At 71.0% G+C, this 15829-nt stretch carries 12 protein-coding genes; 6 read left to right on the forward strand and 6 right to left on the reverse strand.

Annotation, left to right across the window (positions count from 1 at the left end; genetic code table 11):
- The first annotated feature begins 52 nt into the window (after positions 1 to 52).
- On the forward strand, positions 53 to 304 hold the full coding sequence (locus tag ACQP2X_RS48360) for a hypothetical protein (protein WP_498693045.1): 252 nt from the start codon (positions 53 to 55) through the stop codon (positions 302 to 304).
- Here the strand turns inward: ACQP2X_RS48360 and ACQP2X_RS48365 are convergent.
- Positions 301 to 2961: a COR domain-containing protein gene (locus tag ACQP2X_RS48365; protein WP_498693047.1), complete on the reverse strand. Its 2661-nt coding sequence runs from the start codon at positions 2959 to 2961 to the stop codon at positions 301 to 303. The genes ACQP2X_RS48360 and ACQP2X_RS48365 overlap by 4 nt on opposite strands.
- 410 nt (positions 2962 to 3371) lie before the next feature.
- Entirely contained in the window at positions 3372 to 4337 is a 966-nt protein-coding gene (locus ACQP2X_RS48370; RefSeq protein ID WP_498693049.1) for a hypothetical protein, read from the reverse strand.
- Between the two features lie 748 nt (positions 4338 to 5085).
- Between ACQP2X_RS48370 and ACQP2X_RS48375 the strand changes: the two genes are divergently transcribed.
- Genes ACQP2X_RS48375 through ACQP2X_RS48395 form a run of 5 tightly spaced genes read left to right on the forward strand, consistent with a single transcriptional unit; the run spans position 5086 to position 10633 of the window.
- A complete protein-coding gene (locus ACQP2X_RS48375) occupies positions 5086 to 6507 on the forward strand; it encodes a sensor histidine kinase (RefSeq protein ID WP_498693051.1) in 1422 nt (473 codons plus the stop codon).
- Entirely contained in the window at positions 6504 to 7163 is a 660-nt protein-coding gene (locus tag ACQP2X_RS48380) for a response regulator (protein WP_498693053.1), read from the forward strand. The genes ACQP2X_RS48375 and ACQP2X_RS48380 overlap by 4 nt, the downstream gene beginning before the upstream one ends.
- Before the next feature lie 41 nt (positions 7164 to 7204).
- Entirely contained in the window at positions 7205 to 8614 is a 1410-nt protein-coding gene (locus tag ACQP2X_RS48385; protein ID WP_498693055.1) for a PAS domain-containing protein, read from the forward strand.
- The gene (locus ACQP2X_RS48390; RefSeq protein WP_498693057.1) at positions 8590 to 10236 is read left to right on the forward strand and encodes a putative bifunctional diguanylate cyclase/phosphodiesterase; all 1647 of its coding nucleotides are present in this window, start codon (positions 8590 to 8592) and stop codon (positions 10234 to 10236) included. The genes ACQP2X_RS48385 and ACQP2X_RS48390 overlap by 25 nt, the downstream gene beginning before the upstream one ends.
- Positions 10237 to 10276: 40 nt before the next feature.
- Positions 10277 to 10633, forward strand: coding sequence for an STAS domain-containing protein (locus ACQP2X_RS48395; protein ID WP_498693059.1), 357 nt, complete (start codon positions 10277 to 10279; stop codon positions 10631 to 10633).
- Here ACQP2X_RS48395 and ACQP2X_RS48400 read toward each other — a convergent pair.
- From ACQP2X_RS48400 to ACQP2X_RS48415, 4 genes are all read right to left on the reverse strand, one after another.
- A complete protein-coding gene (locus tag ACQP2X_RS48400) occupies positions 10599 to 11720 on the reverse strand; it encodes an SDR family NAD(P)-dependent oxidoreductase (RefSeq protein ID WP_498693061.1) in 1122 nt (373 codons plus the stop codon). The genes ACQP2X_RS48395 and ACQP2X_RS48400 overlap by 35 nt on opposite strands.
- Before the next feature lie 85 nt (positions 11721 to 11805).
- Positions 11806 to 12483 (reverse strand): response regulator, encoded by a 678-nt coding sequence (locus ACQP2X_RS48405; RefSeq protein WP_498693063.1) that lies wholly within the window; start codon positions 12481 to 12483, stop codon positions 11806 to 11808.
- Entirely contained in the window at positions 12480 to 14960 is a 2481-nt protein-coding gene (locus tag ACQP2X_RS48410) for a DUF4118 domain-containing protein (protein WP_498693065.1), read from the reverse strand. Before ACQP2X_RS48410 ends, ACQP2X_RS48405 begins: the two co-directional genes overlap by 4 nt.
- Before the next feature lie 20 nt (positions 14961 to 14980).
- Entirely contained in the window at positions 14981 to 15829 is an 849-nt protein-coding gene (locus tag ACQP2X_RS48415) for a potassium-transporting ATPase subunit C (protein ID WP_498693066.1), read from the reverse strand.

Here is a 15829-nt window from a genome sequence, read left to right on the forward strand (position 1 = left end):
TCCGCAGACGTGTGGTCGCTCGAATCAGTCAACCAGAGAAGAGGATGTACCCATGAAGTGGCTACTACTTCTCCTCCTGCTCCTGATCGTTGCCGCCGTCGTCGCGCGGATGCTGCTCAGACACGCCGGAACGGCGCCGGTCACCCGACGGCGCTGCGTGCGATGTCACGGCACCGGCTGGGTCGGCGGCGGCACCCAGCGGACGCTCGACTTCGACGGCCAGGGTTTCCGGGACGAGCACACGCCGTCCACCATGTGCGACGCGTGCGGCGGCACCGGCTTCGCTAGAGACGGCCTTCGCTAGAGACCGCTGAGCGTCTCGAGAAGCTCGTCGCGGGTCGGCGTGTTCATCCCCGCGAGGAGGTCGGTGATCCGCGCGATCGTGTCGCGGAACCTCTCGTAGAGGAGAACGTCCTCGCGGACCGCCTCGACCAGGCCCGCCGCTTCCGCCTCCCGCAGCAGCTCGGCCCGCCTCTCCTCCCAATGGCGCGCGTAGCGCACGCGGGCGAGCGGCTCATCGAGCGCGGCGTCGGCGAGCACGAAGACGTACTTCGCGAAGTCCGGCCTTTCGGCGATCTCGGTCAGTTCGAACATGCAGGTGCGGCTCTTGAGGTACGCCTCGTCGAGCACCACCACGACGACCCGGCCCGGGCCGAGCCAACGCAGGAACCGCTGGACGGCTTCGCGATAGCGCAGCTCGTCGCGGTCGTGGCGGACGACAAGACCCAGCTCGCCGATGGCCTCGACCAGCTCGTCGGCCGGTACGGAGCGCTCGTACGACACGTACACCTCGGCCGGTCCGGCCGGTTGGGCCGCCTCCGCGTCCGCGCGTTTCCACAGCTCGCTCAACAGCATGGCCGGGTCCATCATGCGGCGGCTGGCCCGGCACTGGATCAGATCGCCGGTGGTGGCGAAATCTTCCAATTCACGCACGGGGAACATGGTCGGTTCGTCCGCACCCGCGCACACCGAACAGTCGCATTGCCGGAACCGCTCGAACCGTATGTCCGGAAAGGACCGGTGGATCGTGGCCAGCGCCCGGTCGATGACCGACAACATCACCCGCGGGTCACGCCCGGCCAGCCGGATCCGCAGCCGGCGCCGGTGGTAGTCCTCGATTACCTCGGCCCGGCCGGTGTCGTAGCGCAACACCATGCCCGTACGCCACACCGCGTTTCCCTCGATGAGATCGTGCAGCTCGACGATGAGGCGCCGGACGATGCCCTTGGGCATGACGTCGTAGTCGTAGCGCAGCGTGAGGTCGCCCGGCTCGTCCCAGCGATAGGAGGGGCGCAGGCCGGAGAGCAGTTGCGGCGCCACATAGGTGGTGGTGCCGGGCACGGTGAAGCACAGCGAGAAGCGTCCCATCAGGCGCAACAGCTCGCCTCGCATCGACTGATATGCCGGTTCGTGCCATATGCGGCGCAGGTCGTCCGGGTCGAAGACACCACGGCTCTCGATGATCAGCGGATCGTCCAGCACCCGGTAGACCGCCGTGGTGCCCCACTCCGGCTTGAGGATGACGGTCTTGCCGAGCAGCGGATCGTCCTGGAAGAACAGGCAGACGCCGAGATCGTGCAGATAGCCGCCGAGCTGCCGCATGTCCTCCTCGCGGGTGAATCCGTTGGCCGCGCAGATCTGGAAGAACTTCTCGGCCGAGATGTGGCTGCGCTCGTCCGCCTCCAGCGCCAGGCGCACGTTCTGCCAGGTCTTGGGCAAGGCGCTGCCGACGTGCGGCAGCAATTCCAGTTCCCGTCGTACGCGGGTGAGCAGCTCCGCCAGACCCTCGTTGCTCGCGAGATCGACGGCCAGGGTGCCGACCAGGTTCGGGTATTCCTGGCGCAGCGTGCCGAGGTCGAGCGGCCGGCCCCGCCCCTGCTTGCGGTTCTGCACGATGATCAGCGGGCTGCCCGCACTGAGCAGATTGATCACGTCGAGCCAGTAGTGGAAGTCGGTGTCCTCCTTGCGCTCGTCGCAGAGCAGCACGTACACCGAGCGCTTGGTCAGGAAGAACTGATGGGTGGCGTGGTAGATCTCCTGGCCACCGAAGTCCCAGACGTTGACCCGGAAGTCCCGCTCGACGAGGCCGTCACCGACCCGCACGCCGGAGGGAAACCGCCAGGAGAAGACACCGATGCCCTGCGTCGAGCCTTCGTTCGGGTCGAGCGCGTAGCGAGCGTCGAGGATCTTCTTGGCCAGCGTCGTCTTGCCGGCTCCGGGTTCACCCACGATCAGCAGCTTCGCCTCGGCCAGGAAGTCGAGGCCGGAGGCCTGCTCCTGCGCCCAGTAGCTCTTGATAGAGGTGAGTCCACGGGCGACAACTTCGGGCGGCGGCACGGTGATGCCGGCCCGCCCCCGGCGGCCGAGCACGAGCTCGGTCAGCGCGGGAAGGCGCAGGATGTCGGGCGGGATCTTCTCCAGCGGGCAGCCCTGCATGGTGAGCCGCTCCAGGCCGGAGAGCGCCCAGATGCCCGAGGGAACTTCGGTGAACCGGTTGAATCCCAGGTCAAGGTCGATCAGCCCCGCCGCCGAGGCGACGCCCGGCGGCAGCTCGGTGAGTTGGTTGTGGGCGAGGCTGAGCCCGGTCAGCGCCGGCAGCTCGAAAACCCACTCGGGCACGCGGCCGATGCCGGTCCAGGTGACGGCGAGCGTACGGAGCTGCCGAAGGCCGGCCACCGAATTCGGGATGTGCGCGATCGGGCATTTCGCGATGGTCAGCTCACGAAGCTCCGGCGAGCCGCCGATGATGTCGTCCAGATGCCGAACAAGATTGGGCAGATAGCGCCATTCGCTGTCCCGGCGCCCACGATCATCACCAACGCTCAGCCGGGTCAGTCGAAGAGGCCCCGCCCCCGCCAGATAGCGCAACGCCGCGGGCGGCGTGTCGGGCCCGATCGACACGTCGGTCACGCCGGCCGGATCGATCTTTTCGCGATAGAGCCACAGCTGACCCGCATCCACCGGCCGAAAGTATCCCGCCCTGTCCAGTAAGGACAGCCAGCCGCGCCGCCATCCGGCCTGGTCCACAGCGCATACTTCACACTGGAGTCGCCACCTGGGCAGGGCTCCCAGCGGATATAGCCGGCCGCCCGGGGGCCGCCACGTCAGCCAGGTCTGCAGCGCCAGACCCGCCACCCCGACAGGCCCACGACGCATACCGCCAGCCAGACCCGCCACCCCGACAGGCCCACGACGCACGCCGACAACCAGGCCGGCCACCTGGGCGAGCGCCGCAGCGGAGACGACTGGCCGGGGCCGCCACCCCGGCCAGGTCCGCGGCGGGTCCATCGCCGAGGGCAGCCACTCCGGTCAGGGCCGCCACCCTCCGCTGGAGTCGCGGCAGATCAGGTGCACTGATCAAGTGCGGCGGATCAGGTCAAGACCGGTTCGGCCATCGGCGTACGCCGCAACGCCGCACCCAGCAGACCGAAACCCACCACCAGGACCATCGGCCCGAGCACCGCCAACGGGCCGAACGGAAGCGCGAAGAAACCGACAAACCCAACTACGACCAGCACCGGAACCCACCATCGGACCAGACCGTCGCGGGCCGCGCCGATCGCCACCGCGATCAGCCCGAGCAGCGACAGCACCATTCCCGGAAGAGCCCATCCCAGGGTGAAAAGCCCATATCCGTCGGTCAGCGCCATGGCCCGATCGGCGACCGCGTCACCAAGGGCCTGCCGCGCGGCCAGATCGATGTAGTCGCCGAGCATCAGCGCACTGAAGTTGATCAGCGCAAGCACGGTCACGAAGCCGACCGCTCTGGTGAACCGCCCGCCTCGCTCAGCCACCGCGATGACCGCCGGCACGAACAGCACCCACGCCAGATGCAGAAAGAACGCACTGGCCTGGGCGAGACCGGGATGATCGTCATAGCCCGACGAATCACCGGACCCCGGCGGCACGGTTGCCATACCGACCACGAACGACAGCGGCGCGGCAACCAGACACACCAGACCGACCCGCCGAGGGAGCGCCATTTCAGATGGTGCAGGCACCTCCCAGCCGGATGACCCCGTTTCAGATGGCGCAACCGTCGATCCGCCCCTGGACGCTGTTTCAGATGGTGCGAGCAGCTGGCGGGCAGCCAGGGAGTACGCGACGACCAGGACCGCTGGGCCGGTCAGGCACAAGGGGACCGGGGAGATCGCGAAGAGCAAGTAGAGGGCCGTCCCGGCCAGGGCCAGGCCGGCCGACCACCAGCTGATGACTCGAGCCCGGGCTGCCGCCAGCGGCACCACGATCAGCGCTGCGGCCCAGCCCAGGATGCCCGGCACCTGCCAACCCCACTGGGCCCAGGCGTAGGAACCGATCCGGTCGTCGTAGGCGGCCAACTGAGCGTCGGTCAGGCCCGGCTGTTGCTCCAGAGCCAGCAGTCCGACGTCGAAGGCCATCAGCCCGGAGAAAGTAACCAGGCCGAACAACGTCGCCACCCAGCCGACCGCCGCCAGCACCGACCCCCGGCCCCGGCTCTTGTTCCCACCCGGACTTCCGTCCCCGCCTCCGCTTCCGCCCCGACCCGGACGTCCGTCCCCGCCCGGACTTCCATCCCCGCCCCGACCTGGGCTTCCGTCCCCGCCCCAGCTTCCGCCCAGACCCGAGTTCCCGTCCCCACCCGGACTTCCGTCCCCGCCCCGGCTTCCGCCCCGATCCGGGCTTCTGCCTCCGCCCGGACTTCCGTCCCCGGCCCAGCTTGTGCCGCTGCCCGAGTTTCTGTTCCTGATCTCTAGGAGCATCCCGATGAAACCCACCGCCAGCAGCACCCACGACCAGTGCAGCAGCACCGCGTGCCACAACGTCGCGTCCGGGTGCTGGCGGTAGATGCCGTATCCCTGGTCCTCGCCGAGCGCCGGATCCACGCCCGTCGCCACCGCCAGTGCGACCGGTGCCAGCACCAGGCACGCCGGCGTCGCCTTACGCCACATCGCCTTCTCCCCCTCTGTCGGTCTGGAAGGGGACGCTACGAACGACGGGCCGTGCGGTAACCCGTACTCGGACGGAATCTGAGTCCGCCGCGCGGCGGACCGCTTGTCATCCTCGCGGCGGGTTCGGGGACGGCGGTGGCGGCCGTAGCGTCGACGCATGATCCTGCGCCGGCTGCGGCCGATGGATGCCGTGGTGGCCGGTGGTTTCGTGGCTTTCGCCCTGGCTGAGGAGTACTTCATCCGGATGCCCGGATGGTGGTGGCCCTGGTTGCTGGCGCTGTTCGGCGTGCTGATCCTCGTGCGGCGGCTGTTTCCGCTTCTGACGATGCTGCCGCATGTGATCGGGCCGCTGCCGGTCTTCTACGAGCCGGCGACCATCGCCGGGGAGGCGACGGTCAACTTCCGGCTCTGGCAGCTTGTCGCCGAGATGATCGCCGCGTACACAGTGGGGCGCTGTGTGCCGCCGACGGGCCGCGACCGGCGCGGTCTGATCGGCGCCGGCCTCATGGCGACGACCTTCGTCGTCTATCTCATCTCCGATCCGGGCGACCCGATGGCCGCGATTTTCTTTCCTTTGGCGCCGTACGCCCTGGGGGGCGTTCTCGCCGTGCAGTCGCGCCGCACGGCCGACGCCGCCTCGGCTCGCGCGGCCGTCCGCGAACAGCTGGCCCGTGAGGCGGTCATGGAGGAGCGCGTCCGGATCGCCCGCGAGCTCCATGACATGGTGGCCCACAGCGTGACCGTCATGGTGATCCAGGCCGGTGTGGTGCGGCGCCGCCTCGACGCCGGCCTGCCGGTGGACCGGGAACTGTTGCACACGATCGAGTCGTCCGGCCGGGACGCGGTCGGCGAGCTGCGCCGGACGCTGGGTCTGCTGCGCGGCGAGGAGGCGCAGAGCGCGGAACCGCCGGCCGGCCTCGAGCGGCTCGACGACCTGATCACGCAGGTGGGAGAGGCGGGGCTGACGGTGACGGTGAGGCGGGAGGGCGAGCCCGTTCCCGTGCCGCCGGCGATCGATGTGTCGGCTTTTCGGATAGTGCAGGAGGCGCTGACCAACGTGCTACGCCACGCGGGCCCGTGCCCGGTGACGGTGACCGTGTCCTTCCGCCCGAACGGACTTCACCTCGCAATCGTCGACGACGGCCGGCCCGCGCCTCCACGAGCCGGTCACCGGCAAACCGGCCGGGCCGCCACAGCCGAGGCCGGCCGCGCCGGGGCCGCCGAAATGAAGGGAACGGCCAAGCAGGGCGCGGCAGGAGCGGAAGGGGCCGCCGGAGCGGAAGGAGCGGCCGGAGCGGAAGGAGCGGCCGGAGCGGAAGGAGCGACAAAACGGGCCGCGGCCAGAGCGGAAGGCGCGACGCGGCGGTCTACAGCCGGAGCGGAAAACGCGACACGGCGCCCTACAACCGGAACGGAAAACGCGACACGGCAGCCTGCGGTCGACGGAGCGGGGCATGGGCTGATCGGCATGCGGGAGCGGGCCGCTCTCTTCGGGGGCGACCTGACCGCTGGGCCTCGGGACGGTGGCGGCTTCGCGGTGATTTGTCGGCTTCCGCTGCCTGTGGTGGCTCTGCGATGAGCATCACCGTGGTGATCGCTGACGATCAGCGCATGGTTCGGGCCGGGCTTCGCATGGTCATCGAGACCGAGCCGGACATGACAGTGGTGGGTGAGGCCGGTGACGGCGCCGACGCCGTCGCTGTGGTGCGGCGGGTGCGGCCCGATGTCGTACTCATGGACATCGCGATGCCCCGGCAGGATGGCCTGGCCGCCACCAGCACCTTGCTCTCGGCGCCGCATCCGCCCCGCGTCATCATGCTCACGACGTTCGACACCGACGAGAACCTCTACCGCGCGCTGCGGGTCGGCGCGAGCGGCTTCCTGCTCAAGGTCTCCTCGCCGGAGCACCTGATCACCGCGATCCGGGTCGTCGCCGCCGGTGAGGCCCTGCTCGACCCGGCGATCACCACCCGGGTCATCTCCGCCTTCGCCGCGCAGCCGGGGCCTCGGCCGCCGGCCGTGCTCGACGGGCTCACCCCGCGGGAGGCCGAGGTGCTGCGCCTGGTGGCCCGTGGCCACTCGAACGCGGAGATCGCCGCGGCGCTCGCGGTGGGCGAGGCGACCGTGAAAACCCACGTGGCCCGGGTGCTGATGAAGCTGGGGCTGCGCGACCGTGTCCAGGCCGTCGTCTTCGCCTACGAGTCGGGGATCGTCCGGGCCGGCCGCCCCGGCTGAACAATCCTCAGACCGGCCCTCCGGCGGCCGATCAGCTCATCATGCTTGCTGCGGACTCCTCGATCGCTGCCTCCGGCGCCCTGCGGGCGACCTCGCTGGCCTTCGTCGAGATCGACCGGGCCGGTGTGATCCGCGAATGGAACCCGGCCGCGGAACGCCTCTTCGGCTGGTCCCGGGACGAGGTGCGGGGCCGGTCGCTGGCCGACACCATCGTTCCGGCGTCGCTGCGGGCCGCGCACGCTGCCGGCTTCGCCCGGCGCCTGGTTGCCGGCGACGACGCCTGGCCGGGCACGCAGGTGCAGGTGCCGGCGTGCCACCGGGACGGCTCCGAGCTGCTGGTCTCCATGGTGATCAACGCGGTCGACGACGGATTTTGCGCCTTTCTGTCCGACCGGACCGAGTGGCACCGGGCCCAGCAGCAGCTGCAGCGCACCACCACGCTGGTCAGCTCGATCCTCGAGCACACCTCGGCCATGATCTCGGCCAAGGACATGGACGGCCGCTTCCTGTTCGTCAACGGCGAGTACGAGCGCGTCTTCGGCGTCTCCGCGAGCGACCTGGTCGGCCGGCTCGACGCCGACGTGCTGCCCGACGCCGTGGCGCTCACCGGCCGCCGGAGCAACCAGCAGGTCGTGGCCACCGGCGAGGCGGTCACCGGCCTCGAGGAGGTGCCTTTCGGCGACGAGGTACGCCAGTACGTCGTGACCCGGTTCCCACTGACCGACCCCGACGGCTCGGTCTACGGCGTCTGCGCCATCGCCATCGACGACACCGACCGCCGCCGCAGCGAGGCCGCCCTCGGTGAGAGCGAGCGCCGCTTCCGGGCGACCGTCAACAACGCCCCCGGCATGCTGTTCCAGTTCCAGATCGCGCCCGACGGCGGCGAGTCGTTCACCTTCGTCTCCGAGGGCTGCCGCGAGATCTACGGCCTGGACCCGCGCGCGGTGATGACCGATCCGTCGCTGATCACCGAGATCGTCGCCGAGGAGGACCGGGAGTCGTTCGTCCGCAGCGTCACCGAGACCGTGCTGACCCTTCAGCCGTGGCGCTGGCAGGGCACCGTGATCAGGCACGACGGCGAGCGCCGCTGGCTGCACGGCAACGCCCGGCCGCACCGGATGGCCGACGGCACCACGGTGTGCGACGGCATGGTGGTCGACCGCACCGGGGACCGCCGCACCGAGATGGAGCTCGACGAATTGACCCGGCGCCTGGCCGTGCACCGCTTCACCGTGACGACCGGCCAGGACGGCCGGTTGCTGGTCGTCGAATCGACGGGAGAGGACCCTTTGTCGTACGACGGGATGGAGGCGGCCTGGGCCGGCGCGCTGGGCGGCTTCCCGGCCGACGCCGAGCTGCCCGGCCGTGGGCTCTGGGTACGGCTGCGCCCCCGCGTGGCCGAGGGCCGGCTGCTGATCGACGGGACGTGCTTCCCGCTGGCCGCGCGGTGAGCGGCGTACGCCTGCCCCGCAAGCTCGGTGAGACGGCGGTGCCGATGACGCCGGTGCCCGCCGGCACGCCGCTGGCCGAGATCGTGGCCCTGCTGCGCGACGATCCGGACCGCCCGGGCGTCCTGATCGACTCCCCCACCGGCCCTCGGCTGCTGAGCCGCAGCTCGCGGACGCTGCACGACCCGCTCGTGCTGCCCGCCGCCACCGAGGTCGACCTGGCCGCCGAGGCCGCCCTGGCCCGTGCCGAGGGTGAGCGCGACGAGCCGATCGTGGTCCGCTGGCCCGACGACCGCTACGGCGTCGCGCCGGTGATCGGCCTGCTCACCGCGATGGCCGGCCGGTACGCCCGCATGTCGCGGGCCGACCACCTCACCGGCCTGCCCAACCGCGCCACTGCGCTGGCCGAGGGACGGCAGCGGCTGGCCGCCGGCACGCTGGCCGCCGTCGTGCACCTGGGACTCGACCGGTTCCAGGAGGTCAACGACATGCTGGGCCGGGACGGCGCCGACGACCTGCTGCTCCGGGTGGCCGGAACGCTGCGTGACGCCTGCCGCCCGCAGGATCTGATCGCCCGGTTCGAGGGCGACCAGTTCATGGTGCTGCTGGCCGGGCCGGCGGACGACCCGGCCCGGCTCGGGCGGCGGCTCTCCGACGCCATCCGCGGCCCGCACACCGTCGGCGGCGTTCCGGTCAGCCTCGAGGCGAGCGTCGGCGTCGCCGACGCCGACCACCGCGACATCACCGTCGTGGGCCGCCGTGCCGTGGCCGCCATGCACAGCGCCAAGAAGGACCGTACGGGCGTGGTCCGGTGGACCGAGGACCTCGGCCTCGGCCAGCGGGCCGACCTGCGCCAGCTCACCGAGCTGCGGGCCGGCATCCGGGCCGGGCACCTGCTGCTGCAGTACCAGCCGCTGCACGACGCCCGGGACCGCACCGTCCGTGGCGCCGAGGCGCTGGTCCGCTGGCAGCATCCGCAGCGCGGCATGCTGCCGCCGGGCGTCTTCCTGCCCGACGCCGAGCGCTCGGACGTGATCCTCGAACTGACCGACTGGGTGCTGGCCGAGGCCATCCACCAGGCCGGCGTCTGGCACCGCGAGGGCCGGGGCCTGCCGGTCTCGGTGAACCTGTCGGCCGCCTATCTGGCCCAGGACCGGGCCGTGCCGACCATTCTGGCCCTCCTGCGCCTGGAGGGGCTGCCGGCGTCCCTGCTCACCGTGGAGATCACCGAGACCGCGGTGCTGACCCGGCCCGATCAGGCGGCGGCGCGGCTGGCCGAGATCAGGGCGGCCGGCATCCGGGTCGCGATCGACGATTTCGGCACCGGGTACACCTCTCTCGGGTTGCTGCCCGAGCTGCCCATCGACGAATTGAAGATCGACCGGTCGTTCGTCATGCGCATGCACGACTCGAAGCCGCACGCGGTGATCATCGACTCGGTCATCGCCATCGCCCGGTCGCTGAGCCTGACCGTCGTGGCCGAGGGGGTGGAGGACGAACCGACGGCGGCCGCGCTGGCCGAGGCCGGTGTGGACCTTCTCCAGGGCTATCACCTGAACCGGCCCGGACCGGCCGGACTGGTTCACCCGAACTCTCGACTATCGCCGATCCACACTGGGCAGTAACCTTTCCCTCCGGAGAACAACGGGTAACGAAGGGTCCGCGATGACCGCCACTTCGGTCGACGTCGAAACCAGCCCCGACGGCACGCTCGTCATCCAGCCGCACGGCGTTCTCGACGCCGAGGACGCGGTCGAGCTGCGCCGCACCCTGGTCCACGCCGTGCGCCACCTACGGCCGCTGCGGCTCGTGCTCGATCTGCACGATGTCCCCGACATCGATCCGATCAACCTCGGCACGCTGGTCGCCACCTGCTTCCTCGGCGACGACCATCAGGTCGCCGTGTTCCTCGACCACACCAGCCCGTCGATCGCCGACCGGCTCAGCGCGGCCGGCGTGGCCCATCACCGCCTGCGCGAGGTGGGGGTCAGCCCAGACGGTCGGGCGCGCCCAGCGGCGTGAACTCGAAGATGTCGGGCCAGGCCGGGGCGTAGAGCACGTCGTCGTCCTGGCGCTCGCAGAGGCCGGTGGCCTCGATCATCTGGCGTACGCCACCTCGGGCGTTGGTGACCTCGAAGCCGTGCCCGCCGCGCAGCGCCTTGGTGTAACCCATCAGCAGCACCTCGATGCACTCGCTGCCGATCTCGTCGACCCCGGCCAGGTCGACCACGACGCGGCCGCGGCGCTTGCGGGCGAACGCGTCCCACAGCCGGCGCCGCAGCTCACGGTGGGCCGCCTTGTCGAAAGAGCCGCTCAGGTGCAGGTACGTGGTGTTGCCGGCCTTGTCGGTGTCTCTCTCGATGGCACAGCGGAGCTCCGTCATGCTCCCGGTGTACCCGGCACAGGTAACAGGCCGCCCAATATCAAGGAGAGCGGCGGTGGCGAGCATCCGGCCCTCGTAGTAGGCGCCGTTCTCGAAGACGGCGCCCGGCTCGGTGGCCCAGAGGATCTGCTCGGCGCCGTCGCGCACCGGCAGGCCGCCCATGCCGTAGATCCCGACGAACCGGCCGGTGTCGACCACTCCCGGATGCACCGCGACCGCCTCGACCTCGCCGCTCAGCGCCTGGGTGAACAGAATGCGGGCGGCCTGCGCGTTGGCGTAGGCCTGCGCCGGCCGCAGGCCCTCGACGTCAAGGTCGAGCCGGGCCATCCGGTGCCGTGCGGAGGCAACCGTGACGACCCGGCCGCCACTGGCGGTCAGCGCCGGGAGGAGCGCCCGGGTGAGCGCCTGGTGAGCCGTGTAGTTGACCTGGAAGAGGGCGGCCGGGTCCTCGATGCCCATCGTCCCGGCGTTGTTGACCAGCAGATCGAGCCGCTCGAAGCGGTGGCCCAGGTCGGACACCTCGTCGAGGCGCCGGAAGTCGGCCGAGACCGGGGTGAGCCGTTCCGCCTTCGTTCCCCCGGCCACGAGCCGGCGGACGGCTTTCTCGGCCGACCTCGGGGTGGGCCCGTGCACCAGAACGTGGAAGCCGCGACCGGCCAAGCGGCGGCTCAGCTCGTGACCGATACCGTGCGATGCCCCGGTGACCAGGGCGGTTGTTCCGTTCACGGTTCCATGCAACGTCGGCGGGAAGGCCGTCGACAGGGGTGTTAACACGTTCCGTACAGGCGCCCGGTCTTTGTTGACGGGCCGTTCACGGCACGAATCGGTAGCCCATGGCGGGCTCGGTGAGCAGGTGCCGCGGGTGGGCCGGGTCGGTCTCGAGCTTGCGGCGCAGCCGGGCCATGTACTGGCGCAGATAGTTGGTCTCGGTGCCGTACTGCGGGCCCCACACCTGCTGGAGGAGGTGATATTGGCTGATCAGCTTGCCGGGGTGGCGGGCCAGGTGTTCCAGCAGCTCCCACTCGCGCGGGGTCAGCCGTACGTCGTGGTCGCCGCCGGAGACGCTGCGGGTGGAGAAGTCGACAGTGTGGCCGCCGATGGTGACGACCGGGCCCGCCTCGTCGCCGGGCTGGACCCGCCGGGTCACCGCGCGCATCCGGGCCAGCAGCTCGTCGACGCCGAACGGTTTGGTGATGTAGTCGTCGGCCCCGGCGTCGAGGGCGGCCACCTTGTCGGCGCTGCCGGCCCGGCCGGAGAGCACGATGATCGGCACGCCGGTCCAGCCGCGCAGGCCACGGATCACCTCGACGCCCTCCATGTCGGGCAGGCCGAGGTCGAGAACGACCAGGTCGGGGCGGTGGTGGGCGGCCGCGTGCAGGGCCGAGGCACCGTCGGGCGCGGTCTCCACCTCGTACCGCCGGGCCTTGAGGTTGATCCGCAGGGCCCGGACGATCTGCGGTTCGTCGTCGACGACGAGCACGCGGGTCATGAGGAGCTGACCGGCAGGGAAAGGACCATGGTGAGGCCACCTCCAGGGGTCTCTTCGGGGGTGAGGTCGCCGCCCATCGCCTCGGTCAGGCCGCGGGACAGGGCGAGGCCGAGACCGACGCCGGTGTGGTTGTCGCGGTCGCCTAGGCGCTGGAAGGGCAGGAAGACGTCGTCCCAGCGGTCGCGCGGGATGCCCGGGCCGTGGTCGATGACGCGCAGCTCGAGGGTGTCGCCGTACCGGCTCACGGTGATCACCGGCGGCTGCTCGGGCGGGCTGTAGCGCAGGGCGTTGGCGACCACGTTGACCAGCACGCGTTCGAGCAGGCCGGGGTCGGCCCGCACGGGCGGGACGTCGTCCGGGATGTGCAGGGTGACCTTGCGACCGTCCGGGCCGAGGTCGTCGAGCGCGCGCGGGATGACCTCCTCGGCGCCCACGTCGACGGTGCTGACGCCGAGCGCGCCGGCCTGGAGGCGGCTCATGTCGAGCAGGTTGGCCACGAGCCGGTCGAGCCGGTCGAGCGACTCGTCGGCGGTGACCAGCAGCTCGTGCCGGTCCTCCTCGTCGAAGTGCACCTCGTCGCTGAGCAGGCCCGCCACCGACGCCTTGGCCGAGGCCAGCGGCGTGCGCAGGTCGTGGCTGACCGCGGCCAGCAGCGCGGTGCGCATGCGGTCGGCCTCGGCCAGCGGTTTGGCCGCGGCCGCCTCGGCACTGAGCCGTTCCTGGCGCAGCGCCACCGCGGCCTGCGCGGCGAACGCCTCGACCAGGCGCCGGTCGGACGCCTCCAGCGGATGGCCCTTGAGCAGCATGGTGACGTGCTCGTCGGCCCGCACCTCGACGTCGGCCTCGGCCGACCGGGTGCACCCCGGCGTGCCCACCTCGGCCGCCGCCTCGCCGTCGTTGAGCAGGGTCACCGAGTCGAAGCCGAACGTCTCGCGCACCCGCTCCAGCAGCGCCATCAACGGCCGCTCGCCCCGGACCACGCTGCCCGCCACAGTGGACAGGATCTGCGCGTCGGCCGAGGCGGCCGCGGCCTGCCGCGTCTTGCGGGCCGCGGTGTCGACCACCCAGCTCACCGCGAGCGCCACCACCACGAAGATGCCGAGCGCGAGCAGGTTGTCCCGCTCGGCGATGGTGAACTTCTTCAGCGGCGGGGTGAAGAACCAGTTGAGGATCAGCGAGCCGGCCACCGCGGCCAGCAGTGCGGGCCAGAGACCGCCGATCAGCGAGACGCCGATGACGGCGGCCAGGAAGAGCAGGATGTCGTTGGTCAGCGTCAGCGACGGGCCGACCGAGAGCAGCACGGTCAGCGCGGGCAGACCGGCCACCACCGCCACGAAGCCGGCGATCTGCCGGGCCGGCGACAGCGCGACCGGCACCCGCACCCGCCGGCGGCCCTGCGTGGCCCGCTCGTGCGGCACGAGGTGCACGTCGATCGAGCCGGATTGGGCGATCGTCGTGGCGCCCACGCCGGCCGACAGGATCTGGGCGAACCGCCCGCGGCTGCTGGCGCCCAGCACGATCTGGGTGGCGTTGACCGCCCCGGCGAACTCGAGCAGCGCCTGCGGTACGTCCGAGCCGGCGACCTGGTGATACGTGCCGCCCAGGGTCTCCACGAGCAGGCGCTGCCGGGCCAGCCGGGCCGGGTCGGCCCCGACCAGGCCGTCGTTGCGGGTGACGTGCACGGCGAGCAGGTCGGTGCCCTTGTTGCGGGCGGCGATGCGGGCGGCCCGCCGGATCAGGGTGTCGCCCTCGGGACCGCCGGTCAGGGCGACCACCACCCGCTCGCGGGTCTCCCAGGTCTTGTCGATGCCGTGCTCGGCGCGATATTTGCCGAGCTGGTCGTCGACCTTGTCGGCCAGCCAGAGCAGCGCCAGCTCGCGCAGCGCGGTCAGGTTGCCGGTGCGGAAGTAGTTGCCGAGGGCCGCGTCGACCTTCTCGGGCTGATAGATGTTGCCGTGCGCCATCCGCCGGCGCAGCGCCTCGGGCGTCATGTCGACCAGCTCGACCTGCTCGGCCGCGCGCACCACCGCGTCCGGCACGGTCTCCCGCTGCTCGACGCCGGTGATCTGGGCGACCACGTCGTTGAGCGATTCCAGATGCTGCACGTTGACCGTGGTCAGCACGCTGATGCCGGCGTCGAGCAGGGCCCGCACGTCCTGCCACCGCTTGGCGTGGGCCGAGCCGGGCACGTTGGTGTGTGCGTACTCGTCGACGACGGCGAGCTCCGGTTTGCGGGCCAGGATCGCGTCGAGGTCCATCTCGGTGAACTCGGCGCCCCGATAGGTGATCCGCTTGCGCGGGATGACCTCGAGGTCGCCGATCATCGCCGCCGTGTGCTTGCGCTCGTGCGTCTCGACCAGCGCGACCACGACGTCGGTGCCGCGCTCGGCCCGGCGGTGGGCCTCCTCGAGCATGGCGTACGTCTTGCCGACGCCGGGCGCGGCGCCGAGATAGATCCGCAGTTCTCCACGTGCCATGACGCCGCGCCTCCCTTCGCCTACTTGCCTTCGTCCACGGCCACGTTCAGCTCCAGGACGTTGACGGCGGGCTCGCCCATGAAACCGAGGGCGCGACCGTCAGTGTGCTCCTCGATGAGCTGGTGAACCCGGCTCAGCTCCAAGCCGCGCTCGCGGGCGATCCGCGGCGCCTGGAGGTTCGCGTACGCGACGCTGATGTCCGGGTCGAGGCCGCTGCCGCTGGCCGTGACGGCGTCCGACGGGACGGCCGGGTGGGCCGGGGCGTCGCCGCGGATGGGCGTGATGACGCCGCCCTCGGCCACGTAATCCGTGTCGTTCTTCGCCGGCTCGACGGTGACGCCCTCGTAGGTGGCCACGAACGGGGTGCCGGTCTGGTTGACCGACACGACGCGGGTGACCGGGCCGGTCAGGCCGTCACGGTAGAAGACGGCGAGCACGGCGCCGACGCCGTCGCTGGTGCAGTACGGCCGGCCGCCGTCGACGTTCTCCAGCTTGCCGATGGCCAGGCTTCGTTCACAGACCTGGGTGAGGAGACTCTTCGCATCAGCCGTGTCGACCACACTCTCCGGGCCGAGGTTGCTGGCCGCGGTGGCGGTCGGGTCGTAGCCGTCACCGGCCGCGGAGGGACGGCTCTGGAAGTACTTCGGGACGGGGTTGCCGTCGGAGTCGGTGAACGACTGGCCGATCAGGCTGCTGCCGACCGTGGTGTCACCGACCTTGACCAGCGAGCCCTCGGCCTTGCCGTCGAGACCGGGCACATGCCCGATCGCGACAAAGGCCAGGGGGTACGCCAGTCCGAGCAGGACGGTCATGACCAGCAGCGCGCGGAAGGCGGCGATGTGTTGGGAAAGCCAGGTGGGCAGACGCAT

The sequence above is a fragment of the Actinoplanes sp. CA-131856 genome (assembly GCF_050956135.1).
In the GTDB taxonomy this organism is placed as follows: Bacteria; Actinomycetota; Actinomycetes; order Mycobacteriales; family Micromonosporaceae; genus Actinoplanes.